Genomic DNA, 25,846 nt, shown 5'->3' with positions numbered 1-25,846 from the left:
GGCGTCGATCCCGTTGGCCGGATCGACCAGATGGCCGTTTTTGATGTGGAGTTTCATGTTTACCTTATTCCATAGCCGCCGCCCTCTCCCCCAGCCCCTCTCCCGCTCGCGGGCGAGGGGGGGCGAAGTGAGTCGCCTTGCGACTTTCATGTTAATTACCGGCCAAAATCCCCATCACCGCCATCCGCACCGCAATCCCGAACGTAACTTGCGGCAGGATCACCGCCTGCGTGCCGTCGGCCACCGCCGAGTCGATCTCGACGCCGCGGTTCATCGGCCCGGGGTGCATCACGATGGCATCCGGCTTGGCCAGCGCCAGCCGTTCCGGCGTCAGGCCGTAGCTCTTGAAATACTCCTGCGCGGACGGCAGCAGGCCGCCGTTCATGCGCTCGTTCTGCAGCCGCAGCATGATGATCACGTCGACCCCTTTCAGGCCTTCGTTGATGTCGGTGAAGATGCGCACGCCCATCTGCTCCAAGCTGCCCGGCAGCAAGGTCAGCGGGCCGATCGCGCGGATTTCCGGCACGCCCAGCGTGGTCAGCGCGTGGATGTCGGAGCGCGCCACGCGGCTGTGCAGGATGTCGCCGACGATCGCCACCGTCAGCTGACTGAAATCCTTCTTGTAGTGGCGGATCGTGTACATGTCCAGCAAACCCTGGGTCGGGTGGGCATGGCGGCCGTCGCCGGCATTGACCACATGTACATGGTGCTGGTTGATCCGGCTCAAATGGGCGGCGATCAGGTGCGGCGCGCCGGACTGGCTGTGGCGCACCACGAACATGTCGGCCTGCATCGCCGCCAGGTTGTCGATGGTGTCGAGCAGCGACTCGCCCTTGCTGGCGCTGGAGGCCGAGATGTTCAGGTTGATGACGTCGGCCGACAGCCGCTTGGCGGCGATCTCGAACGTGGTACGGGTCCGGGTCGAGTTCTCGAAGAACAGGTTGAACACGCTTTTACCGCGCATCAGCGGCACTTTCTTGACTTCGCGGTCGGACACGCCGACGAACGAGGACGCGGTATCGAGAATGTGGTTGAGGATCGGTTTCGGCAGGCCTTCGATGGTGAGCAAATGTTGCAGCTCGCCGTTTTTATTCAGTTGCGGATTATGCATGGCGTGTGGTGAGCTTGAGCGTGAGTTGGCCGTCTGCCGCGCATTGCAGCAGCAGCGCTTGGCCGGTGGGCAGTGGGACGGTAGCGGCGACGAAATCGGCAGCAATCGGCAGTTCGCGCCCGCCGCGGTCGACCAGTGCCGCCAGCAGGATTCTGGCCGGGCGGCCGTAATCGAACAATTCATTGATCGCGGCGCGCGTGGTGCGCCCGGTGTACAGCACGTCATCGACCAGCACTATGACCGCGCCATCGACCGAAAACGGGATCTGGGTCGGCTTGACCTCGGCGTGCAAGCCCTTGGCCGCGTAATCGTCGCGATAAAAGGAGACATCAACAAAGCCGAGCCGGTCGCTCAACTGCAGGTCGGCGGCCAGCCGTTCGGCCAGCCAGGCGCCGCCGGAATGGATGCCGACCAGCGCCAGATTGCCCGGCGGCGCGTCCATCTCCGCGATGGCGGCCTTGATCTGCGCGGCCAGGATTGTGTAGAGCACTTCGGCATCGGGCGCTTGGGTGCCGGGATCAGGAGGAGATTGTTTCATCGAAGTATTGTTGCAAGATAATGGCTGCGGAGCGCGAATCGATCAGCTCCCCGCGTTTGGCTTCCAGTACCGCAGAAGAATAACGTTCGTCCACCAGCGCGGTTTCGACCGCGAAGCGGCCGTGCAACTGGTTGGCAAAACGACGGCAGCGCACCGTCATCTCATGCTCGGCGCCGTCCGGATGCAGCGGCAGGCCGACCACGCAGCGCGCCGGCTGCCACTCCGCAACGACGCTTGCGATGGCGGCAAATTTGGCCGCGTTGGTGGGGGCTTCGATCACGGCCAGCGGCTGCGGCTGGCGCAACAGGGTGTTGCCGACCGCAACGCCGATGCGCTTGAGGCCGAAATCGAACGCCAGCACGGTTTCCATCAGGCGAACTTAGCGCTCACGCATGGCCGGCTTCGGCCGCCAGCATCAGCGGGTCGATGCCGAGCAGCCTGATGGCAGCCTTGTAGCGCTGTTCCAGCGGCAGATCGAACAGCACGGCGGGGTCGGCCTCCACTGTCAGCCAGGCATTGGCGGCGATTTCGCTCTCCAGCTGGCCGGCACTCCAGCCGGAGTAGCCGACGCTGATCAGGAACCGGCTCGGGCCTTTTCCGGTTGCGATCGCTTCCAGTATGTCGCGCGAAGTGGTGAAGGCGATCTGCTCGGTCACTTTCAGGGTCGACGAATAGGCATCGCCCGGCGTGTGCAGCACGAAGCCGCGATCTTCCTGCACCTGGCCGCCGAACATCACCGGCCGCTCGGCCAGCGCCAGATAGTCGGGCGACTTCTCACCCTGCAGTTCGACCCGGTCCAGCAGGTCGTCGATGCACATGTCGGTCGGCTTGTTGATCACCATACCGAGCGCACCCTGGCTATTGTGCTCGCACAGATACACCACGGTGCCGCTGAACACCGGGTCGGCCATGGAGGGCATTGCGATCAGAAAATGATTCGCCAGATTCAGGGCATTGAGAGTCATTGCGCCGGCATCGCCGGACAGATCGGAACTGACCTGGGACGAACCAGGCGAGACTTGCATTTTGGGGTTTTTACTGAGCTTGGGCATAGCCGTTATTTTAGCAGTTTTGCCAAGCCGCACCGCTGGCCTGCATCAGGATTGCGCTGTCTTTTGCAGACTTGCCATGACATGGCGCAAGCCGTGCGCGCTTTTGCCCGGCGCCGCCCTTTGCCCTTGAGCAATCTGCAACAGCGCCAGGCTGTCATACTGGCCCCTTTCGCCGCCACTGCACGCACTCCGCCATGCCCACTTTCGACACCTCCCTGGTCTGGTTTCGCCGCGACTTGCGCAATTTCGACCATGCGGCGCTGTACCATGCGCTCAAATCCAGCCGGCGCGTGTTTTGCGCCTTCATCTTCGACCGCGCCATCCTGCAGCCCCTGCTGGAATCCGGCCTGCAGGCCGACCGCCGGGTCGAATTCATCCATGCCAGCCTGCGCGAACTCGATGCCGCCCTGCGCGCGATGGGCGGCGGCCTGATCGTGCGCTACGACGCGGCCCGCAAACGCACGCTGCAGCGCTACGCAGCGGTCAAAAAAGCAGCCTAAAGGAAAATCCGGCATGAAATATACAGCTATATGTATTTTTAAAAATCGCAATGAATGCGTGCAAAAAGCACATGTTTTCATGCATACTCATCTTAAATTCAAAATACACCGGGAGGCCGGGCCGGCGCCGCATTGCGGATTTTTCGTCGACCGCACACTGCGCCCGATTCGGTTACAGTGATCAGTCTCTCCAACCAAAGAAAAACAGCACCATGCGCATCCTCCACACCATGCTCCGCGTCGGCGACCTGCAGCGCTCGATCGACTTTTACACCCGCGTGCTCGGCATGCGCCTGCTGCGCACCAGCGACAACCCGGAATACAAATACACGCTCGCCTTCCTCGGCTACGGCAGCAATCCGGAGCACGCGGAACTGGAGCTGACCTACAACTACGGGGTGGAAAAATACGAAATGGGCAGCGCCTACGGCCATATCGCGATCGCGGTCGAGGACGCGCGACAAGCCTGCGCCGCGGCCAGGGCAGCCGGCGGCAACGTCACCCGCGCAGCCGGCCCGGTGCAAGGCGGCAGCACGGTGATCGCCTTCGTCGAAGATCCGGACGGCTACAAGATCGAGCTGATCGAACGCAAGGCCGATGCCGGCGGCGCCGGGCTGCGCTGACAAAATCAGAAAAACATGGGTATGCAAAAAAACATGGCACTTCCCGCATATAGAATATGCGGAAAGTAAAAATACCCCTTTGCTCTCAGTTGATTCAGAGACGCCTTACAGGCGGTTGGCCAGCGCCACGTATTGCTCCAGCGGCACGGTTTCGGGCCGGTGCTGTGGGTTGACGCCGGCGGCGATCAGGTCGGCTTCGGTAAACATGCCGGCCAGGCAGTTGCGGATCACCTTGCGGCGCTGCGAGAACGCCTTTTGCACCACCGCAGCCAGCTTGTCGGCGTCGCACGGCAAGGGTTGCGCAATCGGGATCATGCGCACGATGGCGGACTCGACCCGCGGCGGCGGCTCGAACGCGGTCGGCGGCACGATGAACAGCAATTCCATCCGGTAGCGCCATTGCAGCATCACCGACAGCCGGCCGTAGGTCTTGCTGCCGGGCGGCGCCACCATGCGCTCGACCACTTCCTTTTGCAGCATGAAGTGCTGGTCCTCGACCTGCTGCGCGAATTTTGCAAAATGAAACAGCAGCGGGCTGGAGATGTTGTACGGCAGGTTGCCGACGATGCGCAGCTTGCGCCCCGGCGCCACCGGGATCGCGGCGAAATCGAATTGCAGCGCATCGCCGGCGTGGATCACCAGCTTGGCCGGATCGAAGGTTTTTTCTAGCCGCGCCACCAGATCGCGGTCGAGTTCGACCACGTGCATCTGCTGCAGCGGCTCCAGCAACAGGCGCGTCATCGCGCCCAAGCCGGGGCCGACCTCGACCATCGCGTCGTCCGGCTGCGGATCGATCGCATCGACGATGCGCGACAGCACGAATTGGTCGGTCAGGAAGTTCTGGCCGAAGCGCTTGCGGGGGATATGTTTCATTAAGGGATTTATTTCTGTTGTGCGCCGGATGCGTTGGAACAGGCCGCCATCCGGGCCGCCGTTTGCATCGCAGCAATCATGCTGCCGCAATCGGCAAGGCCGATGCCCTGGGCCGCCAGATCGAGCGCGGTGCCGTGATCGACCGAGGTGCGGATCAGCGGCAGGCCGAGCGTGATGTTGACGCCGTGGCCGAAGCTGGCGAACTTCAGCACCGGCAAGCCCTGGTCGTGGTACATCGCCAGCACGCAATCGGCGTCCTGCAGGTATTTGGGCTGGAACAGGGTGTCGGCCGGATACGGGCCGCTGACCTGCATCCCCTTGGCGTGCGCGGCCTCGATTGCCGGCTCGATGACATCGATTTCCTCGCGGCCCAGATAACCGCTTTCGCCGGCATGCGGGTTCAGTCCGGTAACCAGGATTCGTGGCCGCTGCAAACCGAACTTGCGTTGCAGATCGGCGTGAATGATTGCCAAGGTGCGGCTCAGGGCATCGAAGGTGATCGCCGCCGGCACGTCTTTCAGCGCCAGATGGGTGGTTGCCAGAGCAACGCGCAAATGCGGCGCGGTGCCGCCGGCCAGCATCATCACCACCTGCGGCGTGTGCGTCTTCTCGGCCAGATATTCGGTATGGCCGGTAAAGGCGATGCCTGCATCATTGATAGTGCTTTTTTGCAACGGCGCGGTGACGATGGCGTCGAACCAGCCGGCTTGCGCGCCTTCGATCGCGACATCCAGCGTCCGCAGCACCGCGCGGCCGTTTTTCGGGTTCAGCCGGCCGGCCACCACATGCGCGTCCAGCGGGCAATCGATGACCGTGATCCGGTCTACGGGGAAATCCGGCAAGCCGTTGTTGCGCAGTGCGCGCACGGTCAGCGAAACCAGGCTGATCGCCGGGTCGATCTGGTCTGCGATCATGGCCAGGAATGCGGCGTCGCCGATCAGCACCGCCCTGACTTCGTTGCGCAGGGCCCAGGCGGCCCTGAGCGAAATTTCAGGGCCGATGCCGGCCGGCTCGCCGGTGGTGATGGCCAGCGTCGGGCGGCTGGCCGGAGCAGTTGTCGCCATCACTTCTCGTCATTCCGGAATTCAACGTAGGCGCGGTCGCGCACTTGGCGCTGCCAGTCCTGCGCCGCCTCTTCGATCTTGATCTCCCGAATGCTCATGCGGGCCGCGTTGCGCTGGCGTTCCGGCGAAACTTCATCGGTCTTGCGCTCGACCAGCTGGATCAGGTGGTAGCCGAACGGCGACTCGATCGGTTCGCTGACTTGCCCCGGTTGCAGCGCATTCATCGCGCGCTCGAATTCCGGCACCGTGTCGCCGGGATAGATCCAGCCCAGATCGCCGCCCTGGGATGCCGACAAATCGTTGGAAAACAGTTTGGCCAGGTCTTCAAACTTGGCGGCCTTGTTGTCCAGCCGCTGTTTCAGCTCGGTCAGCTTGCGCCGCGCCTCATTGGCCGGCACCGCCTGATTGACCTTGATCAGGATATGCCGCACATGCGTTTGCTGCACCGCCGGGGCGCTGGCGGCGGATTTGGCTGCGTCGCGCTTGTCGACCAGCTTCAGGATATGAAAACCGTTGGCGCTCCTGACGATTCCAGATACCTGGCCCGGACTCAGGTTCGCGACCGCGTCGAGAAACAGTTTAGGCAATCGATCCTGGGTGCGCCAGCCCAGCTCGCCGCCGGTAAGCGCCTCGCCGGCATCGGAAAAGCCGGCCGACACGGTGGCAAAGTCGCCGCCCGATTTGAGCTGTTGCAGCACCGATTGCGCACGCTTCTCGCGCGCGGCGATTTGCTCGGCGGAAGCGTTTTCAGGGATGCGCACCAATATCTGGGCCAGATGCAACTCTTGCTGGGTCTGCGCAGTATTTCTTTCAGCGCTGAGATAATTGTCGATTTCCGATTCGGCTACCTGGATCTTGCTGTCGACCTCGCGTTCGCGCAGGCGCTGCAGGGTGATTTGCTGCCGGATTTCTTCGCGGAACTGCGCGAACGGCGTGCCTTCTTGCTCCAGCATATCGCGGAATTTCTGCAGCGTCATTTTGTTTTGCTCGGCAATCCGGCCGACCGCGCGGTCGAGCATGATGTCATCGACCTTGATGCCGGCATCCCTGGCCAACTGCATCTGGGCCCGCTCCAGCACCATTTGTTCTAGCAACTGCTGCTGGAATTCGGCGCGCGGCGGCAGCTTGATGCCCTGCTTGACGGCGCGGGCCTCGACTGTGCGCAGGCGCTGCTCGAGTTCCTGCCGGGTGATGACTTCATCGTTGACGACCGCAATGATGGCGTCCACCAGTTGCGGTTGAGCGGCAGCTGGCACTGCAGCTTTGGCCATGGGCGCGCTCTTGGCTTGCGCCAGAACAGCCACCGGCGCACTCAACGCCAGGGCCAGCAGCACGGCCAGCAGCGGCGCCGGTTTCGATATGTTCGCATTACGATTACGCATAGATTGAAATTCGCTCATGGTATTTTCGTGTGGATGGATTGCGTGATCTGGTTAATTTTTTACTACAGGATCATTGACCGACTGATAACCGGGGATATTCTGCTGCAGCGCTTTCAGCGGGTTGGAGCCGATTTTGGAGAGCCCGTTCAATTCCAGCTGGATGAAGATGGTCGAATTAGCCGTTTGGGTCGCAGTGGTGATGCGCTGCGCCACGACCCGGAAAATCCAGCAGTCTTCCTTGTACTCCATCCCGAACAGGCTATCGACCGTCTTGCGGTCCGGCACCGAATAACTGACCCGGCCGACCGCATAGATCCGATCCGCCAGCGGCCACTGGCCGGAGAGTTTAACCTGCTTTAGCAAGTCAACGGAACTGCTCTTGGCCACGTAGCGATATTCGGCATTCAGCACTTTTTTCGGTGCCGGCAGCCACTGGACGCCGAACAAGCTGCTCGACAGGCTGTTCTGATTGACGCTGTATTGCAGCGCGCTGTCGAGGCGCAGCGCGCCGGTGACGCGGCCGCTGGCGGCCAGCAGCAGGTCGGAGCGGCTTTCCTGGCCGGCACTGTTGGGGCCGGTCAGCGTCACCCGCGGGGTGCTGATGTAGAAACGCTGCCCCAGCGACAGGCGCAAGCGTTCGGCCCCGCTTGGGTCCAGATAGCGCGAGGTCAGCGCAGCGGTCAGCTGGTTGGCATCGCTGATGCGGTCCGAGCCAGAATAGCGGTTTTCGCTAAAGAGCTGCGGGTAACTGAAAGTCGCTTCGGCGCTGTCGAAATTCGGAAACAGGCTTTGGTCGCGGAACGGCGTGTACACGTAAAACAGGCGCGGCTCCAGCGTTTGCCGGGCTTGCTGACCGAAAAATGTGGTATCGCGCTCGAACAACAGCCCGCTGTCGAGCGAAAAGGTCGGCAGCGTGCGCGTCAGCGTCGACGCGGACGAAAAGCTGCCCGCCGGCGCATCGAGCTGATAGCTGGTGGCGTGCAGCGACAGCTTGGGCGTAATGAAATAACCGGGCCGCACCAGCGGATAACTGATTTGCGGATTGATCAGCAGGCGGTCGCCGCGCGGCCGGCCCTTTAACTCCTCATCCGGCAGGAAAAAACGCGAGAATTCCGAATCGAACGCCCAGTCGAAGCCCTGCACGTCCTCCCGCCCCGCATGCAAGTTCAGTTGCGGCAGGCGGCCGAACGGCCGGACAATCGGCGCCAGCGGGTCTTGCAGCAACTGGTAACTGGTCATCCTGGCCGCCGCATTCCAGTACGTGCCGGAATAATTCGTATACACGTCGCGCGGCAACAGGCGCAGCGAGCTGGCGGTAATCGATTGCCCGAAATCGCTCGGATAGTCATTATCGGAGGCCCGGTTCAGGTTCCAGCCGAACGACCATGCGGGAGCCAGCTTCTGGTTGTGAATCGAGGCCAGCGAATAGCGGTTGGTCCTGGTTTGCAGGTCGTCCGGCAAAACCTCGATCCTGGTCTGGCCGGCATAGTCCGGCTCCAGATAACGGCCTTCCGCGCCGAGCTGCAAGCCGCGCCGGCTGATGATCTTGGGAAACAGCGTCAAATCGCGGTTAGGGGCGATGTTGAAATAATACGGCAGCTCCAACTCCAGCCCGCCTTTGGAAGTGGCGCCAAAGGTCGGCGGCAGCACGCCCGATTTGCGCGCATCCGAGAGCGGGAACGACATCAGGGGCACGCCCATGATCGGCACCCCCTTGAAATACACTACCGCACTGGATGCGGTGCCGACCTCGCGCCCGCTGTCCAGGCGCATGGTGTCGGCCTGCAGGTACCAGTCCGGGTCGGACCCTTCGCAGGTGCTGTAAGTGCCCTGACTGACGACCGCGCGCTCGCTGCTTTCAAAATCGATGCGCCGCGCCTTGCCCTGCGCGTTATTTTGCAGCAGCTTGTATTCGGGACTGGTCACATAGCCTGCGCCCGAACTCATGTTGAGCTTTAATTGCTGGCCCCGATACAGATCGCCGAAACGCTTGATCCAGACATGACCGGAAGCGGTGACTTCATCCTCGATCTGCAGGTACAGCGCATGATCTGCCTTGATGGTGGTCTGGCCGCGCCGGATTTCCACCTCGCCGTCCAGCTGCAGTTCGCGGTCGGGCCGCCCGGTCATGATCTCGGCGCTGATCTCGGACGGCTGGCTTTCTTCTATCGCCTTGCTGCGGGTCGGATTGGGCAAGCCCTGCGCATACGCCAGCGGCGGCGGACAGGCCAGCGCAATGGCCGCTGCCAGCATGCTGAGCCGATAGCGCGTTTGCAGCGTTGTGGTGTGCCAACTTGTGGTGTGCCAACTCATGAGCGAAAGGGGCGAATGGCCATGGCAGGCGATTTTTTGAAATTAATCCCTTATTATATGGGAACTCGTCACCCACAACGGATTCCCCAGGCTGCTTCATGTCCTCACATATAACTTTAGCTACACCCTCATCCACCACACCGCATAACCCGCCCGATCTGCGCCTTGCCCAATTGACCGCATGGCTGGCCACGCTGGCCGCCACGCCGACCCTGCCGGAAACGTTGCGCGCCGCATCCAGCGACGCCAGCTTCCGGCGTTATTTCCGGGTCGACACGCCGGACGGCGGCACTGTGATCGCGATGGACGCTCCGCCGCCGCAGGAAGATGTGCGGCCCTTCATCCACGTGGCCGAGCTGTTCGGACAGACCGGCGTCACGGTGCCGCAGGTACTGGCAGCCGACCCGGAACACGGCTTCCTGCTGTTGACCGACCTCGGCGCGACCACCTACTTGCACCAGCTTAACAGCGACACCGCGCACAAGCTGTATCTGGACGCGATCGATGCGCTGATCCGGCTGCAAAGCCAGAGCCAGCCGGAGCTCTTGCCGGAATACGACCGCGCGCTGCTGCAGCGCGAACTGATGCTGTTTCCCGAGTGGTATCTGGGCCGCCATCTGGGCGCCACGCTGACCGAAGCCCAGCAGGTCGATCTGGACCAGGTGTTCGAGGTCTTGCTGACCAACAACCTGGCGCAGCCGCAAGTGTTCGTGCACCGCGATTACCACTCGCGCAACCTGATGGTGCTGCCGCAGGGCAATCCCGGCATTCTCGATTTCCAGGATGCGGTGTACGGCCCGATCACCTACGACCTGGTGTCGCTGCTGCGCGACGCCTACATCGCATGGGATGAGGAAATGGTGCTGGACTGGGCGATCCGCTACTGGGAAAAGGCCAAGCGCGCCGGCCTGCCGGTGAATCCCGACATCGACGGCTTTTACCGCGATTTCGAATTCATGGGCTTGCAGCGCCACCTGAAGGTGCTGGGCATTTTCGCCCGCCTGAACTATCGCGACGGCAAGGATGCTTATCTGCAGGACCTCCCGCTGGTGCGGGAATACGTGTTCAAGACCGCGCGCCGTTACCGCGAACTGGCGCCGCTGGTGCGCTTGCTGAACGCACTGGAAGGACAAACGCCGCAGGTCGGGTACACATTTTAAAAAACATGGAGTATAGGAAAAAACAGGCATTTACCGCACATTTTTCCTGTGATAAAAATAATACCCTACATATACAAAACAACTACCCCATGAAAGCAATGATTTTTGCCGCCGGACGCGGCGAGCGCATGCGCCCGCTGACCGACGCCTGCCCGAAGCCGCTGCTGAAGGTGCGCGGCCGGCCGCTGATCGTCTGGCACATCGGCAACCTGGTGCGCGCCGGCATCACCGAGATCGTCATCAACCACGCGCATCTGGGCAGCATGATCGAGGACGCGCTCGGCGACGGCAGCCGGTTCGGCGCCCGCATCGCCTATTCGGCCGAAGCCAGCGCGCTGGAAACCGCCGGCGGCGTAGCGCAGGCGCGCCATCTGCTGGGTCCGGAGCCGTTCGTGGCGATCGCCGCCGACATCTACTGCCCGCATTTCGACTTCACCCAAGTCATCGACACGCTGGCCGAGGCCGACATGTGGGGCCAGCCGTATGCCGCCGACCGGCGCGACGTGGCCTGGCTGTACCTGGTCAAGAACCCGGCCCATCACCCGGAAGGCGATTTCGCGCTGAACCTGCATACGGTCGCCAACCAGGGCGAGCCGCGCTACACCTTCTCCGGCATCGGCGTCTACCGGCCCGAAATCTTCGACGTCATCGAAGCCGGCAGCAGCGCCAAGCTGGCGCCACTGCTACGCGAATATGCCGCGCGCGGCCAGGTCGGCGGCGAACTCTACCGCGGCGACTGGACCGATGTCGGCAGCGTGGAGCGGCTGGCGCAACTGAACGCGCCGCTGGCGTGAGCATCGAAACATCCGAGACCGTCGCCGTGGCACGGTCGCAACCAAAGGACACCCCATGAAATCCTACGCAGAGCGCCGCGCCAGCCTGATCGCACAGATGCAGGCCAGGGGCGGCGGCGTCGCCATCATCCCGACTGCGCCGGAAGTGATGCGCAACCGCGATGCCGACTACCCGTACCGGCACGACAGCTATTTTTACTACCTCAGCGGCTTTAGCGAGCCGGAAGCGGTAGTGGTGCTGACGGCGCTGCCGGGGCGGCCGCCGCAGGCCATCCTGTTTTGCCGCGAAAAGAACCTGGAACGCGAAATCTGGGACGGCTACCGTTTCGGCCCGGAAGCCGCGCGCACCGCATTCGGCTTCGACGCCGCCTATCCGGCGACCGCGCTCGACGCCGAAATGGGCAAGCTGCTGGCCGATGCGCCGGCGCTGTTCTATGCGCTGGGCAGCGACGCCAGACTCGATGCACAGGTGCAGGGCTGGCTGGCCAACGTGCGGGCACAGTCGCGCGCCGGGGTGGCAGCGCCCGCCAGCGCCCACGACGTCCAGTGCCTGCTGGACGAAATGCGCCTGTTCAAGGATGGCGGCGAAGTCGCCCTGATGCGGCGCGCGGCCGAAATCTCCTCGGCGGCGCACCGCCGCGCGATGCAACTCTGCCGCCCCGGCCTGCGCGAATACCAGCTGGAAGCCGAACTGCTGCACGAATTCCGCCGCCAGGGCTCGCAGGCGCCGGCCTACGGCTCGATCGTGGCCACCGGCGCCAACGCCTGCGTGCTGCACTACCGCGCCGATGACGCCGTGCTGCAGGACGGCGACCTGGTGCTGATCGACGCCGGCTGCGAACTCGACAGTTACGCCTCCGACATCACCCGCACCTTCCCGGCCAACGGCGTTTTCTCCGGGCCGCAAAAGGCCCTGTACGAAATCGTGCTGGCCTCGCAGGCCGCCGCGATTGCCGAAACCCGCCCGGGACGGCGCTTCATCGACGGCCACGATGCCGCCGTGCGGGTGCTGGCGCAAGGCATGCTCGATACTGGCCTGCTGGACGCCGACAAGGTCGGCACGCTGGACGACGTGATCGCCAAGGGCGCTTACCGCCAGTTCTACATGCACCGCACCGGCCACTGGCTGGGCATGGACGTGCATGACGTGGGCGAGTACCGCGATCGCACGCAAGCGGCCGCAGATGGCCAGGAAAAGCCGTGGCGCATCCTGCAGCCCGGCATGGTGACCACGGTCGAACCCGGCATCTATGTGCGGCCGGCCGACGGCGTGCCGCCGGAGTTCTGGCATATCGGCATCCGCATCGAGGACGATGCGCTGGTGACGGCGACCGGCTGCGACATCCTGAGCAAGGACGCGCCCAAGACGGTGGCCGAGATCGAAGCCGTGATGCGGCAACCGTGATGGCGACCGATTCCGCAATTGCCGACATCGCCATCTGCGGCGCCGGGCCGGTCGGCCTGACGCTGGCGCTGCACCTGGTCAAATGCGGCGTACCGGCGGCGCGCATCGCGCTGATCGACGCCAAGACGCTGGAACAAACCGTGCACGATCCGCGCTCGATCGCGCTGTCCTACGGCAGCCGACAGATCCTGGAGCGGGCCGGCGCCTGGCCGATTGCCGCCACCGCGATCGAACAAATCCATGCCTCGCGCCGCGGCCAGTTTGGCCGCACCCTGATCGACTGCGCCGACTACCGCTTGCCGGCGCTCGGCTACGTCACGCGCTACGGCGCGATCGTGGCGGCGCTGCATGCCGGCGCCGCGCAGGCCGGCATCCGCACGCTGCGCCCGGCCCGCCTGTGCGCATTGCAGGAGCAGGACGACGGCGTGACGCTGCAACTGGAAGACGCCGGCGGCCCGCGCACGCTGCACGCGCAACTGGTGGCGCAGGCCGAAGGCGGCGTATTTTCCGAGCAGGCTGCGAAAGCGCTGCACCGCGACTACGACCAGGTCGGGCTGATTGCCCACGTCACCTGCAGCGCGCCGCTGGCGCAGCGCGCGTTCGAGCGCTTCACCGAGGAAGGCCCGCTGGCGCTGCTGCCGCAGCATAACGGCTATGCGCTGGTGTGGTGCTGCCGACCGGCCCGTGCCGACCAGTTGCTGCAACTGGACGAGCCCGCATTCCTGGCGGCGCTGCAACAGGCGTTCGGCCACCGGCTCGGCACGTTTTGCAGCAGCAGCGCGCGACTGGCGTATCCGCTGGGCCTGAATGCGCATCCGGCCGCAACCGCGCGCACCGTGACCATCGGCAATGCGGCCCAAACCCTGCACCCGGTGGCCGGACAGGGGCTCAACCTAGGCTTGCGCGACGCCGCAGTGCTGGCGCGCCTGCTGGCCAAACAGCCGGCGCCGGCCGGCCTGGCCGCTTTCCAGCGCGCCCGCCAAGACGACCGCGGCCGCACCATTCGCCTCACCGATGCGCTGGCGCGGGTCTTTGCTAGCGCCGCCGACGACGCCCCGTCGCAGGCGTTGCTCGGTCTTTCGCTTGGCCTGCTTGATGCTGCGAAACCGGTCAAACGCCTGCTGGCGCAGCAGATGCTGTTCGGCCTGCGCTAATTCCCCCTATCTTCATGCAGTCGCAAGGCTTGCGCGAAACCCATGAATTGCTAGGGTGTGCCATGCGCACCCTAGCACTGCAGACGTTCCGTATTAACTGCCGCTCCACTGATTTCGGACTGCGCCGCGGAGCCAGGCGCGGCCATAAAGGATGCTATGCCACCTGATTCAGCCAACAAGAAATTTGGCGTGCACCCGGATGTGCTCAAGCTGGGCCTGGTGAGCTTTCTGACCGACCTCAGCTCCGAAATGATATTTTCCGTCTTCGCGATTTTCTTTACGACGATCGCGGGGGCATCGGCCGCTCTGCTCGGCATGGTCGAGGGCTTCTCCGACTTGTCCGCATCCTCGCTGAATTACTTCGCGGGCTGGCTGTCGGACCGGACCGGAAAACGCAAAGCCTTTGCTCTGGCCGGCTATGGTTTTTCCACGCTGGCCAAACTCATTTTGCTGCTCTCCAGTTCGGTCGCCGGCCTCAGCGTCTTTCGTGTCATCGAGCGATTGGGCAAGAGTTTCCGGGGGCCGCCGCGCGATGCCTGGCTGTCGGCGGTAGCCGACAAAAGCAGCAGGGGATACGCGTTCGGCGTGCACAAGGCGCTCGACAAGTCCGGCGCCGTGCTCGGCCCGCTGGCGGCCTATGGTCTGCTGTCGTGGCTGGGGGACGGCGCGGCGACATTCCGAATCCTGTTCCTGGTCGCGCTGGTTCCCGCCTTGCTCAGCATCGTGGTCTTGGGCCGGATCAAGGACCGGCCAGGGCTTGCGCACCGGCGCGAAAACATGTTCGAAACATGGGGCGTCCTCAGTCCGGAATTCAAGCGCTACCTTGTTACGTCGGGAATTTTTTCGCTGGCCTATTTCAGCTTCAGCTTTCTGCTGCTGCGCGCGCACAGCGTCGGTTTTTCGGTCAAGGATATCGTGTTGCTGTACGCACTATTTAACATCGCGTTTGTCGTTGCCGCACCGCTGATCGGCAAGCTCGGCGACCGTGTCGGCCGGGCGCGCATGATCATGCTGGGCTACCTGGTCTATCTGCTGATGAGCCTCGGTTTCGCATTCGCAGCCACGCAATTGCAGGTTGTTGCCCTGTTCATCATCTATGGCGCGTTCTATGCGATCGACGAAGCGCAAAGCAAGGCGTTCATCGCAGATCTCGAGCTGGAGCGGCGCGCGTCCGCGATCGGTCTGTACAATTTTGTGACCGGCCTGATTTACCTGCCGGCATCGCTGATCGCCGGAGCCCTGTGGCTGGTGCATCCGGCCAGCGCTTTCCTGCTGGCTGCCGGCCTCGCCTTCGCTGCGCTAGCGGCGTTCGCGTTCTTGCGGCCGGACCGAAAGCGCCGTTCTGATGCATCCCCCCGCCAGCCGGACTGATCGGAGCCGGCGGTTCATCGCTGGGCGCATGATTGCCGACGCTGGCAGCAGCGCGTTTTCCATACTGCAACCGCTGCGCAAATGCGACTGTCATTCATGATCCAACTTTGACCAGCCCGGTGCGCGGTTTTTTGCAATCCGGACAAAAAAGCCGTATCGGGCATTGCGCCCGATACGGCTTTTGAACTTAACGCCAACTGGGCGCCACTGCCGTTGCCGGCAGAGCCCTCCTACTCGATCGCCTTGGCCATGTCCTCGATGACCTTCTTGGCGTCGCCGAACACCATCATAGTCTTGTCCATGTAGAACAGTTCATTGTCCAGCCCGGCATAGCCGGAAGCCATCGAACGCTTGTTGACGATCACGGTCTTGGCCTTGTATGCCTCCAGGATCGGCATGCCGGCAATCGGCGATTTCGGATCCTTGGCGGCCGGATTCACCACGTCGTTGGCGCCCAGCACCAGCACCACGTCGGCCTGACCGAATTCGCTGTTGATGTCCTCCATCTCGAACACCTGGTCGTAGGGCACCTCGGCTTCGGCCAGCAGCACGTTCATGTGGCCCGGCATACGCCCGGCCACCGGGTGAATCGCGAACTTCACGGTGACGCCGTTGTGGGTCAGCTTCTCGGCCAGTTCCATCAGCGCATGCTGGGCCCGCGCCACCGCCAGGCCGTAGCCCGGCACGATGATCACGGTTTCCGCATTGCCCAACAGGAAAGCGGCGTCGTCAGCCGAGCCGGATTTGACCGGACGCTGCGCCTGTGCGCCGCCGGTTGCAGCTGCGGCGGCATCGCCGCCGAAGCCGCCCAGAATCACGTTGAAGAACGAGCGGTTCATCGCCTTGCACATGATGTAGGACAGGATCGCACCGCTGGATCCGACCAGCGAACCGGCGATGATCAGCATCGAATTGTTCAGCGAGAAGCCGATGCCGGCAGCGGCCCAGCCGGAATAGCTGTTGAGCATCGACACCACCACCGGCATGTCGGCGCCGCCGATCGGGATGATGATCAGCACGCCGAGCGCGAACGCGATCAGCGCCATCAGGATGAACGGCAGCCAGACCGGTTCGGTGCCCGGGGCGAAGCAGAAGATCAGTCCCAGACCGAGCATTGCAATGGCCAGGATCAGGTTCAGGAAATGCTGGCCCTTGAAGCTGACCGGCGCGCCCTGGAACAGGCGGAACTTGTATTTGCCCGATAATTTACCGAACGCGATCACCGAGCCGGAGAAGGTGATGGCGCCGACGAAGGTACCGATGAACAGCTCCAGCCGGTTGCCGAACGGGATCGCAACGCCATGCCCGGCGATGCTGAAGGCCCACGGCTCCGATACCGCGGCGACCGCGATGCAGACTGCGGCCAGGCCGATCAGCGAGTGCATCGCTGCCACCAGTTCCGGCATCTTGGTCATTTCGACCCGCTTGGCCAGGACGGCACCGATCGAGCCGCCAACCACCACGCCCAGAATGACCAGGCCGTAGCCCATGCCGGCGCCGGTGGCTTCGGATTTCAGCTTGATGATCAGCGCGATCGTGGTGGCCGCCGCAATCGCCATGCCGATCATGCCGAACGCGTTGCCGCGCCGGGCAGTCGAGGGATGCGACAAGCCCTTGAGGGCCTGGATGAAGCACACCGATGCAATCAGGTACAGCAAAGTAACGAGGTTCATGCTCATTATTTGCTCTCCCTGGCTGCTTTAGGCTCTTTTTTCTTGAACATCTCCAACATGCGCTGGGTCACCAGGAAGCCGCCGAAGACGTTGACTGCGGCCAGCGCGACCGCCAGCGTGCCCATCACCTGGCCGACCATGCCTTCGGTCAGGCCGGCGGCCAGCATCGCGCCGACGATGATGATCGCGGAAATGGCGTTGGTGACCGCCATCAGCGGCGTATGCAGCGCCGGCGTGACGGTCCAGACCACGTGATAACCGACGTAGATCGCCAGTACGAAGATGATGAGATTGGTAATGGTATGACTGATTTCCATGATGCTCCCTGATTATGATTTTTTGATGATCTCGCCGCCGCTACACAGCAGCGTCGCGGCGACGATTTCGTCTTCGCGATTGATCGTCAGATTGGCGTCGGCATCGACGATCAGCTTGAGGAAATCGAGCACGTTGCGCGCATACAGGGCCGAAGCGTCGGCCGGAACCTGGGTCGCCAGGTTGGAGTCGCCGATGATGTGGACCCCATACTGATTGACGATCTGGCCGGATACCGACAGCGGGCAGTTGCCGCCCTGCTCGGCCGCCATGTCGACGATCACCGAACCGGGTTTCATCGCCTTGACGGTGTCCTCGGAGATCAGGACCGGCGCCTTGCGGCCCGGAATCAGCGCGGTGGTGATGATGATGTCGGCCAGTTTGGCGCGTTCGTGCACCAGTTCGGCCTGGCGCCGCATCCAGTCTGCCGGCATGGCGCGGGCATAGCCGCCGGCGCCCTGGGCGATTTCCTTTTCTTCATCGGTTATGAAGGGCACGTCGAGGAACTTGGCACCGAGCGACTCGACCTGCTCCTTGACCGGCGGGCGCACGTCGGACGCTTCGATCACCGCACCGAGTCGCTTGGCGGTGGCGATCGCCTGCAGGCCGGCGACGCCGACGCCCATGATCAGCACGCGCGCCGCTTTCACGGTGCCGGCGGCGGTCATCAGCATCGGCATGAAGCGCCCGTACGTATTGGCAGCCAGCAACACCGCCTTGTAGCCGGCGATATTGGCTTGCGACGACAGCACGTCCATCGATTGCGCGCGCGTGATGCGCGGCGCGGCTTCCAGCGCGAAGGCGGTCAGCCCGTGGGCGGCCATCGCAGCGATGTTGTCGGCATCGAAAGGATTGAGCATGCCGATCACGACCGTGCCGGATTTGATCAGCGCGCGTTCGTCGGCCGAAGGCGCGCGTACCTTGAGCACCATGTCGCAACCAAAGGCGTCGGTCGCGCTGCCGATCTCGGCGCCGGCAGTTTGATAGGCTGCGTCTATGACGCTGGACGCTACGCCAGCGCCCGATTGCACAACAACCTGATGCTTGGCTGCCACCAGTTTCTTGACCGTTTCCGGCGTGGCGGCAACGCGCGTCTCTCCAGAGCGCGTTTCGGCGGGAATGCCGATTTTCATGTTTCCTCCTTGGATTTTGTGATTCTTACGGAAATCTTACACGACAATAATAGTGCAGCGGGCGAAATTCTATTTATCGCAAAGCAAGATTGCTTATATTCATTTGTTCTAACCTTATTCCATGCATCGACCAGCAATGTCCGCCGGCTTGACGTCCGGGCTGAACAGCAAGCGCGGCGCACACGGTAAAATGCCATCCTTATCAAGGAAAACTATGACTCACATCTGGGCACCTTCTGTCACGGTCGCGGCTGTCATCGAACGGCAAGGCCATTTTTTGCTGGTGGAGGAAGAAACCAGCGACGGCGTGCGCTTTAACCAGCCGGCCGGCCATCTGGACCCGCTCGAATCGCTGGAGCAGGCGGTGGTGCGCGAGACGCTGGAAGAAACCGCGCATGATTTCACGCCCACCGCGCTGATCGGCATGTATATGTCGCGTTACGTATCGACGCGCACCAGGCGCGACGTCACCTACCTGCGTTTCACGTTTACCGGCGCGGTCGGCCAACGGCACGACCAGCCGCTCGATACCGGCATCCTGCGCGCGCTGTGGATGACCTACGACGAAATCGTGGCCTGCCAGGCCACCCACCGCAGCCCGCTGGTGCTGCGCTGCATCGACGATTATCTGGCCGGCGTGCGGGCCCCGCTGTCGCTGCTGCAAACGCATTCTTCGATCTTCGGTGGTGCCGCATGACCAGGAAAAAAGTCGTGATCGGCATGTCGGGCGGGGTCGATTCCTCGGTCTCGGCCTGGCTGCTGAAGGAGCAAGGGTACGAAGTCATCGGCCTGTTCATGAAGAACTGGGAAGACGACGACGATTCCGAATACTGCTCGACCCGCGCAGACTGGATCGATGCGGTCAGCGTGGCCGACGTGGTCGGAGTCGATATCGAGGCGATCAACTTCGCAACCGAATACAAAGACCGGGTGTTTGCCGAATTCCTGCGCGAATACCAGGCCGGCCGCACGCCGAACCCGGACGTGCTGTGCAATGCCGAGATCAAGTTCAAGGCCTTCCTCGACCATGCGATGCAGCTGGGTGCAGACTACATTGCCACCGGCCACTACGCCCGCGTGCGCGAGCGCAACGGCCGCTTCCAGTTGCTCAAGGCGCTCGACGCCAGCAAGGATCAGAGCTATTTCCTGCACCGGCTGAACCAGGCGCAGCTGGCCAATACCCTGTTTCCGCTGGGCGAAACCCAGAAGACCGAGGTGCGCCAGCTCGCTGAAAAAATCGGCTTGCCGAACGCGAAGAAGAAGGATTCGACCGGCATCTGCTTCATCGGCGAGCGCCCGTTCCGCGAATTCCTGAACCGCTACCTGTCGTACCAGCGCGGCCCGATGAAGACGCCGGAAGGCGATATCGTGGGCGAGCACGTCGGGCTGAGCTTCTACACGCTGGGGCAGCGCAAGGGCATCGGCATCGGCGGCATCAAGTCGCGCCAGAATCCGGACGGTAGCAGCGACGCCTGGTACGTTGCGCACAAGGACATCGCCAACAACACCCTGTACGTGGTCCAGGGCCACGACCATCCGTGGCTGCTGTCGGCCCGTCTGGAAGCCCGCCAGAGCAACTGGATTGCCGGAGCAGCGCCAGAACCAGGAGGGTATTGCGCAAAAACCCGCTATCGACAAGCGGACATGGCCTGCGTTCTTGGGAGTATATCGGACGATGCATTCTCGCTGGAATTCAGCCAGGCGCAATGGGCGGTCACGCCGGGGCAATCCGCGGTCTTGTACGACGGCGACGTCTGCCTCGGCGGCGGCATCATCGAATGCTCCGACAGCGCTGCCGGACTGCAGCGCGAACCATAATCCTCCCGCATCACACGCCACCGCACAGATCAGATCGCATCGTTCAAGCACCGCAATCTGATCTGCGCACCGCACTGCTCCCACCCCGCCACACTTTCACCAATCATCCGCCAATTCATGGCAATCGCCGCATGCGGCAAAAAACGCTTGCAAACGTTATCGGAGTCATTAATAATACGAATGAGAATAGTTCTCATTTAAAGAAAGACCCCGATGACCGCAGCAACCCGCCCGGATTCTGACCGCAACAATGCCAACGCTGCCGACAGCACCAATAGCGCGGTGCTGCGCATCAGCAGCCGGGATCTGTTCCAGCGCGGGCGCGAAATCGAGATCGATCATGAAGGCCGCATCTACCGATTGCGGCTGACGCAACTCAACAAGCTGATTTTGAATGCATAACGTTATTCCAGCGATCCACCACTATAAGCAAGGAACTCTGATGATTGTCTGCGTCTGCAACAATATTTCCGACCGGGAAATCCGCCAGGCGGCGGATCTGGGATTGAACACCATGTCGGCCCTGCGCGACGATCTCGGCGTCGGCACCTGCTGCGGCAAGTGCAAGAGTTGCGCGAAAACGGTGCTGAAGGAATACCGGAACGCCGGCGCCGGACAGGCTCCTGCGATGACAGCGAAATCGGTCGCATTCCCGCGCCGCACGCAGGCAGCTTGACGATGGCGGCAGCACGGTATCCAGGTAGCCCAACCGACTGGCAGCAAGACCGGATCGGGCCGCTGGGAGCCATCGTGTTGCTGCATGCCGGACTATTTTTTGCGCTGCAAAGCGGTTTGGGCACGCAGCTGCCGACGGCGCCGGCAGCCCCAAAGGAATTGTTCGCCACCTTCATAACGCCCGGGCGACCGGCTGTCGCCAGCCCGCCGGAGCCACAAGCTGCGCCGCCCCGGCCGGGCAAGAAACCGGCATCGCAAAAAATCATCGCACCGCGCAAAACGACGCCGATACCGATGCCGCCGGTCGCTGCAGCGCCCGCGCAGCAGGCGATCGGCGCGCCGCCGGAAAGCCCGGCCGCGCCCGGTACGCCATCCGCGCAGGAGGCCGGCACGCCGGCCGCGACCGCTCCGACCGTAACAGTGCAGCCGAAAACCATATCAAGCGGGGTCGAATACCTGCAGCCGCCGCAACCGCGCTATCCGCCGCTGTCGCGCCGCATGGGCGAAGAAGGTCGCGCCATCCTGCGCGTGCTGGTCAGCGCCCAGGGGATGCCGGAGCGGGCCGAAATCCGCACCTCGTCCGGCAGCGCCCGGCTCGACGAGGCAGCGCGCGAAGCCGTTCTGCGCGCGCAGTTCCTGCCCCATCTCGACAACGGCCAAGCGGTGGCGGTGTTCGTCATCGTGCCGATCCGCTTCCAGCTCAACAATTAATCCATCAAATTAAAGGAACATCATGCAAGAAAGTCCCTATGGATTGGAAAGCCTGTGGACCCAGGGCGACCTGGTCACCAAAGGCGTCGCCTGTCTGCTGCTGGCGCTGTCGGTCGCATCCTGGTTCGTGATCGTCACCAAGGCGCTGCAGCTATGGCGCTTCCGGCGCGCCGCGCAAGCGGCCGGGCGCGAATTCTGGGACACCACCACCCTGGCCGAAGGCATCGCCACGCTCGGGCGCGGCAACCCGTTCGCCGACATCGCCCAAAACGGGGTCGATGCGATGCAACACCACCAGGCGCACAAGGGCCATTTGCACGACCAGCTGTCGGTCAGCGACTGGGTCACGCTGTCGCTGCGGCAAGCGATCGATGAAGCATCGGCGCGGCTGCAGGCCGGCATGGCGGTGCTGGCGTCGGCCGGCTCCACCGCGCCCTTCATCGGCCTGTTCGGCACGGTCTGGGGCATCTATCACGCGCTGGTCGCGATCGGCACCTCCGGCCAATCCAGCATCGACAAGGTGGCCGGCCCGGTCGGCGAGGCGCTGATCATGACCGCGCTCGGGCTGGCGGTCGCGATTCCCGCCACCTTCGGCTACAACGCGCTGGTGCGCGGCAACAAGGCAACGATGGCGAAACTCAACAAGTTCGGCTTCGACCTGCACGCCTTGTTCGTCACCGGCGCCCGCAGCGGCAACGGCGGCAGCGACGCCGCCAAACCGGCCCGATTGGTTGCGGTCAAGGAGGCCAGCTGATGGCGATGGGCTCCCTGTCGGATGCGGACGACGACTTCAACCCCGAAATCAACACCACGCCGCTGGTCGACGTGATGCTGGTGCTGCTGATCATTTTCATCATCACGATTCCGGTGATGAACCACAGCGTCAACATCGACCTGCCGCGCGCGACCAACCGGCCCGATCTGCTCAAGCCGGAGAACATCAACCTGGACATCGATGCCCAGGGCAGCGTTTACTGGAATAGCGCGCCGGTGACTGCGGACCAGCTGCAGGTCCGCATTGCTGCAGCGGCCCAAAAAACCCCGCAGCCGGAACTGCACCTGCGCGCCGAACGCACCACGCAATATGAGAAAGTCGCGCAAGTGATGGCCGCCGCGCAGTCCGGCGGCCTCGGCAAGATCGGCTTCGTCACCGAGCCGCAGCCGAAATAAGCAAGCAAGCCTGCAAACAATACCGCCGCTCAGACGGCGGGCAGGCAGCACCGTTTTACCTCCTCCAATAGCCAGCCAAGCGTCTTTCCGATGCACCAGCCAGCCACCCAACTCAATACAACAGGGAAATCATGGCATTCAGAAAGACCAAACTGGCTCTGCTGCTGGCCGCGCTCGGCACCAGCAGCGTCGCCTACAGCGACGAAACCACGCTACCGCAAATCAACGTGCAGGGGCAGGCCGAACGCGCCGACGGCCCGGTGACCGGCTACCGCGCGACCCGCTCCGCCACCGTCACCAAAACCGACACCGCATTGCGCGACGTCCCGCAATCGGTCCAGGTGGTGCCAGAAGAACTGATGAAGGACCAAGCGGTGCGCAGCATGGCGCAGGTGTTGCGCTACGTGCCGGGGGCGTCGATGAATCCCGGCGAGGGCGGGCGCGACCAGCCGGTGTTGCGCGGCATCAGCAGCACTGCCGATTTCTACGTCGACGGCGTGCGCGACGACGCGCTGTATTTCCGCGACCCCTACAATGCCGAGCGCATCGAGATCCTCAAGGGGCCGAGCGGCATGACCTTCGGGCGCGGCGGCGCCGGCGGCGTGATCAACCGCGTCACCAAGCGGCCGCTGGCGACGCCGCAGGCCAAGGCCGAGGTCAGCTACGGCAGCTTTGACGCCAAGCGCGCCAGCACCGATATCAGCGGCCGCCTGTCGGACAGCGCCGGCTATCGGCTGAACGCGATGGTCGAGGATTCTGGCGGCTTCCGCGACGGCTTCAAGCTGCGCCGCAGCGGCGTCAACCCGGTAGTCGAATTCAGCCCGAGCAGCGACACCTCGGTGCTGCTTTCGTACGAGCACTTCGAGGACAAGCGCACGGTCGACCGCGGCATCCCGTCGTTCAACGGCAAGCCTTACGACACCGCGCACTCGACCTTCTTCGGCAACCCGGATCAGAGTCCGGGCAAGGCCGTGGTCGACGGCCTCGGCGCCAGGATCGAACACGAACTGGCGCCGGATCTGACGCTGCGCAACACGTTCCGCGCCACCCAGTACGACACTTCGCGCCAGAACGTCCAGCCCAACAGCAGCGTCGGCAGCAACGGCAAAGTGGCAATCAGCGCCTACAGCCAGGCCAACCAGCGCACCAACGTCTTCAACCAGACCGAGCTGGAAGCTCGCGTGCGCAGCGGCGGCATCGAGCATCAGCTGCTCACCGGCCTCGAACTCGGCCGCCAGGAGAGCGACAACACCCGCCTCACCGGCTATTTCGGCAGCGCCACCACGGCGACGGTCGACGCCACCAACCCGAGGGTGTCGGTCACCCAGTGGAAGGCCGCCAGCAGCGACACCAACAACCGCGCGGTCGCCAACATCGCCGCGCTCTATCTGCAGGACCAAATCGTGCTGGCGCTGCAATGGAAAGCCGTGCTCGGCCTGCGTTACGACCGCTTCGGCGTCTCGATCGACGACCGCACCGCGGCCAACACCGACCTGGCGCGCACCGACAGCGCGCTCTCGCCGCGCGCCGGCCTGATCTACCAGCCCAACGCCAGCGCCTCGTATTACCTGAGCTACAGCTACGCGTTCATGCCGAGCGGCGAAACGCTGTCGCTGGCGGCCAACAATGCGGAACTGGAGCCGGAGAAGGCCAGGAACTGGGAACTCGGCGCCAAGTGGGACCTGAGCAGCAGCCTGAGCGCAACCGCCGCCGTGTTCCGCCTCGACCGCGCCAACGTCAAGGCGACCGACCCGAACGATCCGACCAGGCTGCTGCTGTCCGGCCTGCAACGCACTGAAGGCATCGAGCTCGGCCTGCAGGGACAGCTCACCAAACAGTGGCAGGTGTATGCCGGTTACGCCAATCTCGACGCCCGCGTCGAGAAGTCCACCGGCTCCGGCAGCAGTGCGGTGCCGGCCGGACGCACGGTGGCGCTGGTGCCGAAGAATGCCGCCTCGCTGTGGAACCGCATCGACCTCGCCGGCGGCTGGGCGCTCGGCCTGGGGCTGGTGTACCAGTCCAGCGTGTATGCCAATACCGCCACCAACGCGGTGACGCTGCCCGCCTTCACCCGCGCCGACGGCGCGATTTACTACGCTTTCGCTGACGGCAAGACTCGGCTCGCGCTGAATGTCGAAAACCTGTTCGATCGCCACTACTTTGCCACCGCCGGCGGCGACAACAACATCATCGTCGGCGCGCCGCGCGCCGCGCAACTGACCCTGAGCACCGCGTTCTGATCGGGCGCAGCGCAGATGCATGATGTGCCGCGGCTTGCCGGAACGCCGGCAAGCCAATTCAGAAAGGAAACGTTCTTGATAGCGGATGCGGCAGAAACAACTGTGCCAGGTTATGATCTCAGGCATTGGCCCGCGCTGCTGCCGCTCAAGCCGACTCTTCCACATCACCTGCGAGGCTCCCATGAAAGGCGACAAAAACGTCATCAAGTTGCTCAATGCGCAACTTACCAATGAACTCACCGCCATCAACCAGTATTTTCTGCATGCGCGCATGTACAAGCACTGGGGGCTGGAAAAATTGGGCAGGAAGGAATACGACGAATCGATCGGCGAAATGAAGCACGCCGACAAGCTGATCGACCGCATCCTGATGCTGGAAGGCTTGCCGAACGTGCAGGCGATGCACAAGATCATGGTCGGCGAGAACACGCCGGAGATGCTGCAGTGCGACCTGAAGCTGGAATACGGCGCGCAAAAAACCGTCAAGGAAGGCATCGCCTGCGCCGAAGCCGCCGCCGACTACGTCTCGCGCGACTTGCTGCTGCTGATCCTCGACGACACCGAAGAGCATATCGACTGGCTGGAAACGCAGCTCGACCTGATCGAGAAGGTCGGCCTGCAGAACTACCAGCAGTCGCAAATGGGCGCTGCCTCCTGATTTCAAAGCCAGGAGAATATCGCGGGTATGCTAAAAAATACTACATTTCACGCACATATTTTGCGCGATATGTAAATATACATAAGACAGTATAAAAAAGGCGAAAGACATTC

The 25,846-nt window shown here is 63.1% G+C and carries 26 protein-coding genes and 1 pseudogene; 16 read left to right on the top strand and 11 right to left on the bottom strand.

What is annotated here, in order from left to right; all coding sequences use genetic code 11:
• Nucleotides 1–151: 151 nt before the first annotated feature.
• Genes HMCN_RS0110695 through HMCN_RS0110680 form a run of 4 tightly spaced genes read right to left on the bottom strand, consistent with a single transcriptional unit; the run spans nt 152 to nt 2,674 of the window.
• Nucleotides 152–1,111, bottom strand: a complete 960-nt coding sequence (locus tag HMCN_RS0110695; protein WP_025917383.1) for an aspartate carbamoyltransferase catalytic subunit — start codon at nt 1,109–1,111, stop codon at nt 152–154.
• Nucleotides 1,104–1,649, bottom strand: a complete 546-nt coding sequence (gene pyrR, locus HMCN_RS0110690; RefSeq protein WP_025917382.1) for a bifunctional pyr operon transcriptional regulator/uracil phosphoribosyltransferase PyrR — start codon at nt 1,647–1,649, stop codon at nt 1,104–1,106. The genes HMCN_RS0110695 and pyrR overlap by 8 nt, the downstream gene beginning before the upstream one ends.
• Entirely contained in the window at nt 1,630–2,019 is a 390-nt protein-coding gene (gene ruvX, locus HMCN_RS0110685) for a Holliday junction resolvase RuvX (RefSeq protein WP_025917381.1), read from the bottom strand. The genes pyrR and ruvX overlap by 20 nt, the downstream gene beginning before the upstream one ends.
• Before the next feature lie 16 nt (nt 2,020–2,035).
• Nucleotides 2,036–2,674, bottom strand: a complete 639-nt coding sequence (locus tag HMCN_RS0110680) for a YqgE/AlgH family protein (RefSeq protein WP_193366413.1) — start codon at nt 2,672–2,674, stop codon at nt 2,036–2,038.
• 221 nt (nt 2,675–2,895) lie between these two features.
• On the opposite strand from HMCN_RS0110680, the pseudogene HMCN_RS0110675 reads away from it, so the two are divergent.
• A pseudogene (locus HMCN_RS0110675) lies at nt 2,896–3,156 on the top strand (deoxyribodipyrimidine photo-lyase); the annotation flags it as partial.
• 257 nt (nt 3,157–3,413) lie between these two features.
• The gene (gloA, locus tag HMCN_RS0110670) at nt 3,414–3,824 is read left to right on the top strand and encodes a lactoylglutathione lyase (protein ID WP_025917378.1); all 411 of its coding nucleotides are present in this window, start codon (nt 3,414–3,416) and stop codon (nt 3,822–3,824) included.
• Between the two features lie 105 nt (nt 3,825–3,929).
• Here the strand turns inward: gloA and rsmA are convergent, their stop codons facing one another.
• The 4 genes from rsmA to HMCN_RS0110650 are packed head-to-tail and all read right to left on the bottom strand — an operon-like array spanning nt 3,930 to nt 9,456.
• The gene (gene rsmA / locus HMCN_RS0110665; protein ID WP_025917377.1) at nt 3,930–4,697 is read right to left on the bottom strand and encodes a 16S rRNA (adenine(1518)-N(6)/adenine(1519)-N(6))-dimethyltransferase RsmA; all 768 of its coding nucleotides are present in this window, start codon (nt 4,695–4,697) and stop codon (nt 3,930–3,932) included.
• 8 nt (nt 4,698–4,705) lie between these two features.
• On the bottom strand, nt 4,706–5,761 hold the full coding sequence (gene pdxA, locus HMCN_RS0110660; RefSeq protein ID WP_025917376.1) for a 4-hydroxythreonine-4-phosphate dehydrogenase PdxA: 1,056 nt from the start codon (nt 5,759–5,761) through the stop codon (nt 4,706–4,708).
• Nucleotides 5,761–7,161: a peptidylprolyl isomerase gene (locus HMCN_RS0110655; protein WP_025917375.1), complete on the bottom strand. Its 1,401-nt coding sequence runs from the start codon at nt 7,159–7,161 to the stop codon at nt 5,761–5,763. The genes pdxA and HMCN_RS0110655 overlap by 1 nt, the downstream gene beginning before the upstream one ends.
• A 33-nt stretch (nt 7,162–7,194) precedes the next feature.
• Nucleotides 7,195–9,456 (bottom strand): LPS-assembly protein LptD, encoded by a 2,262-nt coding sequence (locus tag HMCN_RS0110650; RefSeq protein ID WP_025917374.1) that lies wholly within the window; start codon nt 9,454–9,456, stop codon nt 7,195–7,197.
• Between the two features lie 98 nt (nt 9,457–9,554).
• On the opposite strand from HMCN_RS0110650, the gene HMCN_RS0110645 reads away from it, so the two are divergent.
• The 5 genes from HMCN_RS0110645 (at nt 9,555) to HMCN_RS0110625 (ending at nt 15,340) form a co-directional block, all read left to right on the top strand.
• Nucleotides 9,555–10,616 (top strand): aminoglycoside phosphotransferase family protein, encoded by a 1,062-nt coding sequence (locus tag HMCN_RS0110645; protein ID WP_051566907.1) that lies wholly within the window; start codon nt 9,555–9,557, stop codon nt 10,614–10,616.
• An 89-nt stretch (nt 10,617–10,705) separates the two neighbouring features.
• Complete coding sequence (gene murU / locus HMCN_RS0110640) at nt 10,706–11,410, top strand: N-acetylmuramate alpha-1-phosphate uridylyltransferase MurU (RefSeq protein ID WP_025917372.1); 705 nt, start codon at nt 10,706–10,708, stop codon at nt 11,408–11,410.
• Between the two features lie 55 nt (nt 11,411–11,465).
• On the top strand, nt 11,466–12,815 hold the full coding sequence (locus HMCN_RS0110635) for an aminopeptidase P N-terminal domain-containing protein (RefSeq protein ID WP_025917371.1): 1,350 nt from the start codon (nt 11,466–11,468) through the stop codon (nt 12,813–12,815).
• Entirely contained in the window at nt 12,815–13,969 is a 1,155-nt protein-coding gene (locus tag HMCN_RS0110630; protein WP_025917370.1) for an FAD-dependent monooxygenase, read from the top strand. Before HMCN_RS0110635 ends, HMCN_RS0110630 begins: the two co-directional genes overlap by 1 nt.
• 156 nt (nt 13,970–14,125) lie before the next feature.
• Nucleotides 14,126–15,340 (top strand): MFS transporter, encoded by a 1,215-nt coding sequence (locus HMCN_RS0110625; protein WP_025917369.1) that lies wholly within the window; start codon nt 14,126–14,128, stop codon nt 15,338–15,340.
• Nucleotides 15,341–15,570: 230 nt separating this feature from the next.
• Here the strand turns inward: HMCN_RS0110625 and HMCN_RS0110620 are convergent, their stop codons facing one another.
• Genes HMCN_RS0110620 through HMCN_RS0110610 form a run of 3 tightly spaced genes read right to left on the bottom strand, consistent with a single transcriptional unit; the run spans nt 15,571 to nt 18,461 of the window.
• Entirely contained in the window at nt 15,571–17,019 is a 1,449-nt protein-coding gene (locus HMCN_RS0110620; RefSeq protein ID WP_025917368.1) for an NAD(P)(+) transhydrogenase (Re/Si-specific) subunit beta, read from the bottom strand.
• On the bottom strand, nt 17,019–17,330 hold the full coding sequence (locus tag HMCN_RS0110615) for an NAD(P) transhydrogenase subunit alpha (protein ID WP_025917367.1): 312 nt from the start codon (nt 17,328–17,330) through the stop codon (nt 17,019–17,021). The genes HMCN_RS0110620 and HMCN_RS0110615 overlap by 1 nt, the downstream gene beginning before the upstream one ends.
• Nucleotides 17,331–17,342: 12 nt before the next feature.
• Complete coding sequence (locus HMCN_RS0110610; RefSeq protein WP_025917366.1) at nt 17,343–18,461, bottom strand: Re/Si-specific NAD(P)(+) transhydrogenase subunit alpha; 1,119 nt, start codon at nt 18,459–18,461, stop codon at nt 17,343–17,345.
• Between the two features lie 214 nt (nt 18,462–18,675).
• On the opposite strand from HMCN_RS0110610, the gene HMCN_RS0110605 reads away from it, so the two are divergent.
• The 9 genes from HMCN_RS0110605 (at nt 18,676) to bfr (ending at nt 25,733) form a co-directional block, all read left to right on the top strand.
• Nucleotides 18,676–19,158 carry an NUDIX hydrolase gene (locus HMCN_RS0110605; RefSeq protein WP_025917365.1) on the top strand — a complete coding sequence of 161 codons (483 nt, stop codon included), beginning with the start codon at nt 18,676–18,678 and terminating at the stop codon, nt 19,156–19,158.
• Entirely contained in the window at nt 19,155–20,279 is a 1,125-nt protein-coding gene (mnmA, locus tag HMCN_RS0110600) for a tRNA 2-thiouridine(34) synthase MnmA (protein ID WP_025917364.1), read from the top strand. Before HMCN_RS0110605 ends, mnmA begins: the two co-directional genes overlap by 4 nt.
• A gap of 213 nt (nt 20,280–20,492) precedes the next feature.
• The gene (gene hemP, locus HMCN_RS0110595; RefSeq protein WP_025917363.1) at nt 20,493–20,681 is read left to right on the top strand and encodes a hemin uptake protein HemP; all 189 of its coding nucleotides are present in this window, start codon (nt 20,493–20,495) and stop codon (nt 20,679–20,681) included.
• Nucleotides 20,682–20,721: 40 nt separating this feature from the next.
• A complete protein-coding gene (locus tag HMCN_RS0110590; RefSeq protein WP_025917362.1) occupies nt 20,722–20,955 on the top strand; it encodes a bacterioferritin-associated ferredoxin in 234 nt (77 codons plus the stop codon).
• Between the two features lie 2 nt (nt 20,956–20,957).
• Nucleotides 20,958–21,665 (top strand): energy transducer TonB, encoded by a 708-nt coding sequence (locus HMCN_RS0110585; RefSeq protein WP_025917361.1) that lies wholly within the window; start codon nt 20,958–20,960, stop codon nt 21,663–21,665.
• Between the two features lie 22 nt (nt 21,666–21,687).
• Nucleotides 21,688–22,419, top strand: a complete 732-nt coding sequence (locus HMCN_RS0110580) for a MotA/TolQ/ExbB proton channel family protein (RefSeq protein WP_025917360.1) — start codon at nt 21,688–21,690, stop codon at nt 22,417–22,419.
• Nucleotides 22,419–22,835 (top strand): biopolymer transporter ExbD, encoded by a 417-nt coding sequence (locus HMCN_RS0110575; RefSeq protein ID WP_025917359.1) that lies wholly within the window; start codon nt 22,419–22,421, stop codon nt 22,833–22,835. The genes HMCN_RS0110580 and HMCN_RS0110575 overlap by 1 nt, the downstream gene beginning before the upstream one ends.
• A 131-nt stretch (nt 22,836–22,966) precedes the next feature.
• Nucleotides 22,967–25,075 (top strand): TonB-dependent siderophore receptor, encoded by a 2,109-nt coding sequence (locus tag HMCN_RS0110570; protein WP_025917358.1) that lies wholly within the window; start codon nt 22,967–22,969, stop codon nt 25,073–25,075.
• Nucleotides 25,076–25,256: 181 nt separating this feature from the next.
• Nucleotides 25,257–25,733, top strand: a complete 477-nt coding sequence (gene bfr / locus HMCN_RS0110565; protein ID WP_025917357.1) for a bacterioferritin — start codon at nt 25,257–25,259, stop codon at nt 25,731–25,733.
• Nucleotides 25,734–25,846 lie beyond the last annotated feature (113 nt).

Source organism: Herminiimonas sp. CN, from assembly GCF_000622895.1.
In the GTDB taxonomy this organism is placed as follows: Bacteria; Pseudomonadota; Gammaproteobacteria; order Burkholderiales; family Burkholderiaceae_D; genus AVCC01.
The sequence above is the reverse complement of the archived record's forward strand: the minus strand, read 5'-3'. Positions and strand labels throughout refer to the sequence as shown.

What these genes read in the sequence shown, in the direction of transcription:
- HMCN_RS0110695 (WP_025917383.1), bottom strand. Translation starts at nt 1,111, where the DNA reads ATGCATAATCCGCAACTGAATAAAAACGGCGAGCTGCAACATTTGCTC.
- pyrR (WP_025917382.1), bottom strand. Translation starts at nt 1,649, where the DNA reads ATGAAACAATCTCCTCCTGATCCCGGCACCCAAGCGCCCGATGCCGAA.
- ruvX (WP_025917381.1), bottom strand. Translation starts at nt 2,019, where the DNA reads ATGGAAACCGTGCTGGCGTTCGATTTCGGCCTCAAGCGCATCGGCGTT.
- HMCN_RS0110680 (WP_193366413.1), bottom strand. Translation starts at nt 2,674, where the DNA reads ATGCAAGTCTCGCCTGGTTCGTCCCAGGTCAGTTCCGATCTGTCCGGC.
- gloA (WP_025917378.1), top strand. Translation starts at nt 3,414, where the DNA reads ATGCGCATCCTCCACACCATGCTCCGCGTCGGCGACCTGCAGCGCTCG.
- rsmA (WP_025917377.1), bottom strand. Translation starts at nt 4,697, where the DNA reads ATGAAACATATCCCCCGCAAGCGCTTCGGCCAGAACTTCCTGACCGAC.
- pdxA (WP_025917376.1), bottom strand. Translation starts at nt 5,761, where the DNA reads ATGGCGACAACTGCTCCGGCCAGCCGCCCGACGCTGGCCATCACCACC.
- HMCN_RS0110655 (WP_025917375.1), bottom strand. Translation starts at nt 7,161, where the DNA reads ATGAGCGAATTTCAATCTATGCGTAATCGTAATGCGAACATATCGAAA.
- HMCN_RS0110650 (WP_025917374.1), bottom strand. Translation starts at nt 9,456, where the DNA reads ATGAGTTGGCACACCACAAGTTGGCACACCACAACGCTGCAAACGCGC.
- HMCN_RS0110645 (WP_051566907.1), top strand. Translation starts at nt 9,555, where the DNA reads ATGTCCTCACATATAACTTTAGCTACACCCTCATCCACCACACCGCAT.
- murU (WP_025917372.1), top strand. Translation starts at nt 10,706, where the DNA reads ATGAAAGCAATGATTTTTGCCGCCGGACGCGGCGAGCGCATGCGCCCG.
- HMCN_RS0110635 (WP_025917371.1), top strand. Translation starts at nt 11,466, where the DNA reads ATGAAATCCTACGCAGAGCGCCGCGCCAGCCTGATCGCACAGATGCAG.
- HMCN_RS0110630 (WP_025917370.1), top strand. Translation starts at nt 12,815, where the DNA reads ATGGCGACCGATTCCGCAATTGCCGACATCGCCATCTGCGGCGCCGGG.
- HMCN_RS0110625 (WP_025917369.1), top strand. Translation starts at nt 14,126, where the DNA reads ATGCCACCTGATTCAGCCAACAAGAAATTTGGCGTGCACCCGGATGTG.
- HMCN_RS0110620 (WP_025917368.1), bottom strand. Translation starts at nt 17,019, where the DNA reads ATGAGCATGAACCTCGTTACTTTGCTGTACCTGATTGCATCGGTGTGC.
- HMCN_RS0110615 (WP_025917367.1), bottom strand. Translation starts at nt 17,330, where the DNA reads ATGGAAATCAGTCATACCATTACCAATCTCATCATCTTCGTACTGGCG.
- HMCN_RS0110610 (WP_025917366.1), bottom strand. Translation starts at nt 18,461, where the DNA reads ATGAAAATCGGCATTCCCGCCGAAACGCGCTCTGGAGAGACGCGCGTT.
- HMCN_RS0110605 (WP_025917365.1), top strand. Translation starts at nt 18,676, where the DNA reads ATGACTCACATCTGGGCACCTTCTGTCACGGTCGCGGCTGTCATCGAA.
- mnmA (WP_025917364.1), top strand. Translation starts at nt 19,155, where the DNA reads ATGACCAGGAAAAAAGTCGTGATCGGCATGTCGGGCGGGGTCGATTCC.
- hemP (WP_025917363.1), top strand. Translation starts at nt 20,493, where the DNA reads ATGACCGCAGCAACCCGCCCGGATTCTGACCGCAACAATGCCAACGCT.
- HMCN_RS0110590 (WP_025917362.1), top strand. Translation starts at nt 20,722, where the DNA reads ATGATTGTCTGCGTCTGCAACAATATTTCCGACCGGGAAATCCGCCAG.
- HMCN_RS0110585 (WP_025917361.1), top strand. Translation starts at nt 20,958, where the DNA reads ATGGCGGCAGCACGGTATCCAGGTAGCCCAACCGACTGGCAGCAAGAC.
- HMCN_RS0110580 (WP_025917360.1), top strand. Translation starts at nt 21,688, where the DNA reads ATGCAAGAAAGTCCCTATGGATTGGAAAGCCTGTGGACCCAGGGCGAC.
- HMCN_RS0110575 (WP_025917359.1), top strand. Translation starts at nt 22,419, where the DNA reads ATGGCGATGGGCTCCCTGTCGGATGCGGACGACGACTTCAACCCCGAA.
- HMCN_RS0110570 (WP_025917358.1), top strand. Translation starts at nt 22,967, where the DNA reads ATGGCATTCAGAAAGACCAAACTGGCTCTGCTGCTGGCCGCGCTCGGC.
- bfr (WP_025917357.1), top strand. Translation starts at nt 25,257, where the DNA reads ATGAAAGGCGACAAAAACGTCATCAAGTTGCTCAATGCGCAACTTACC.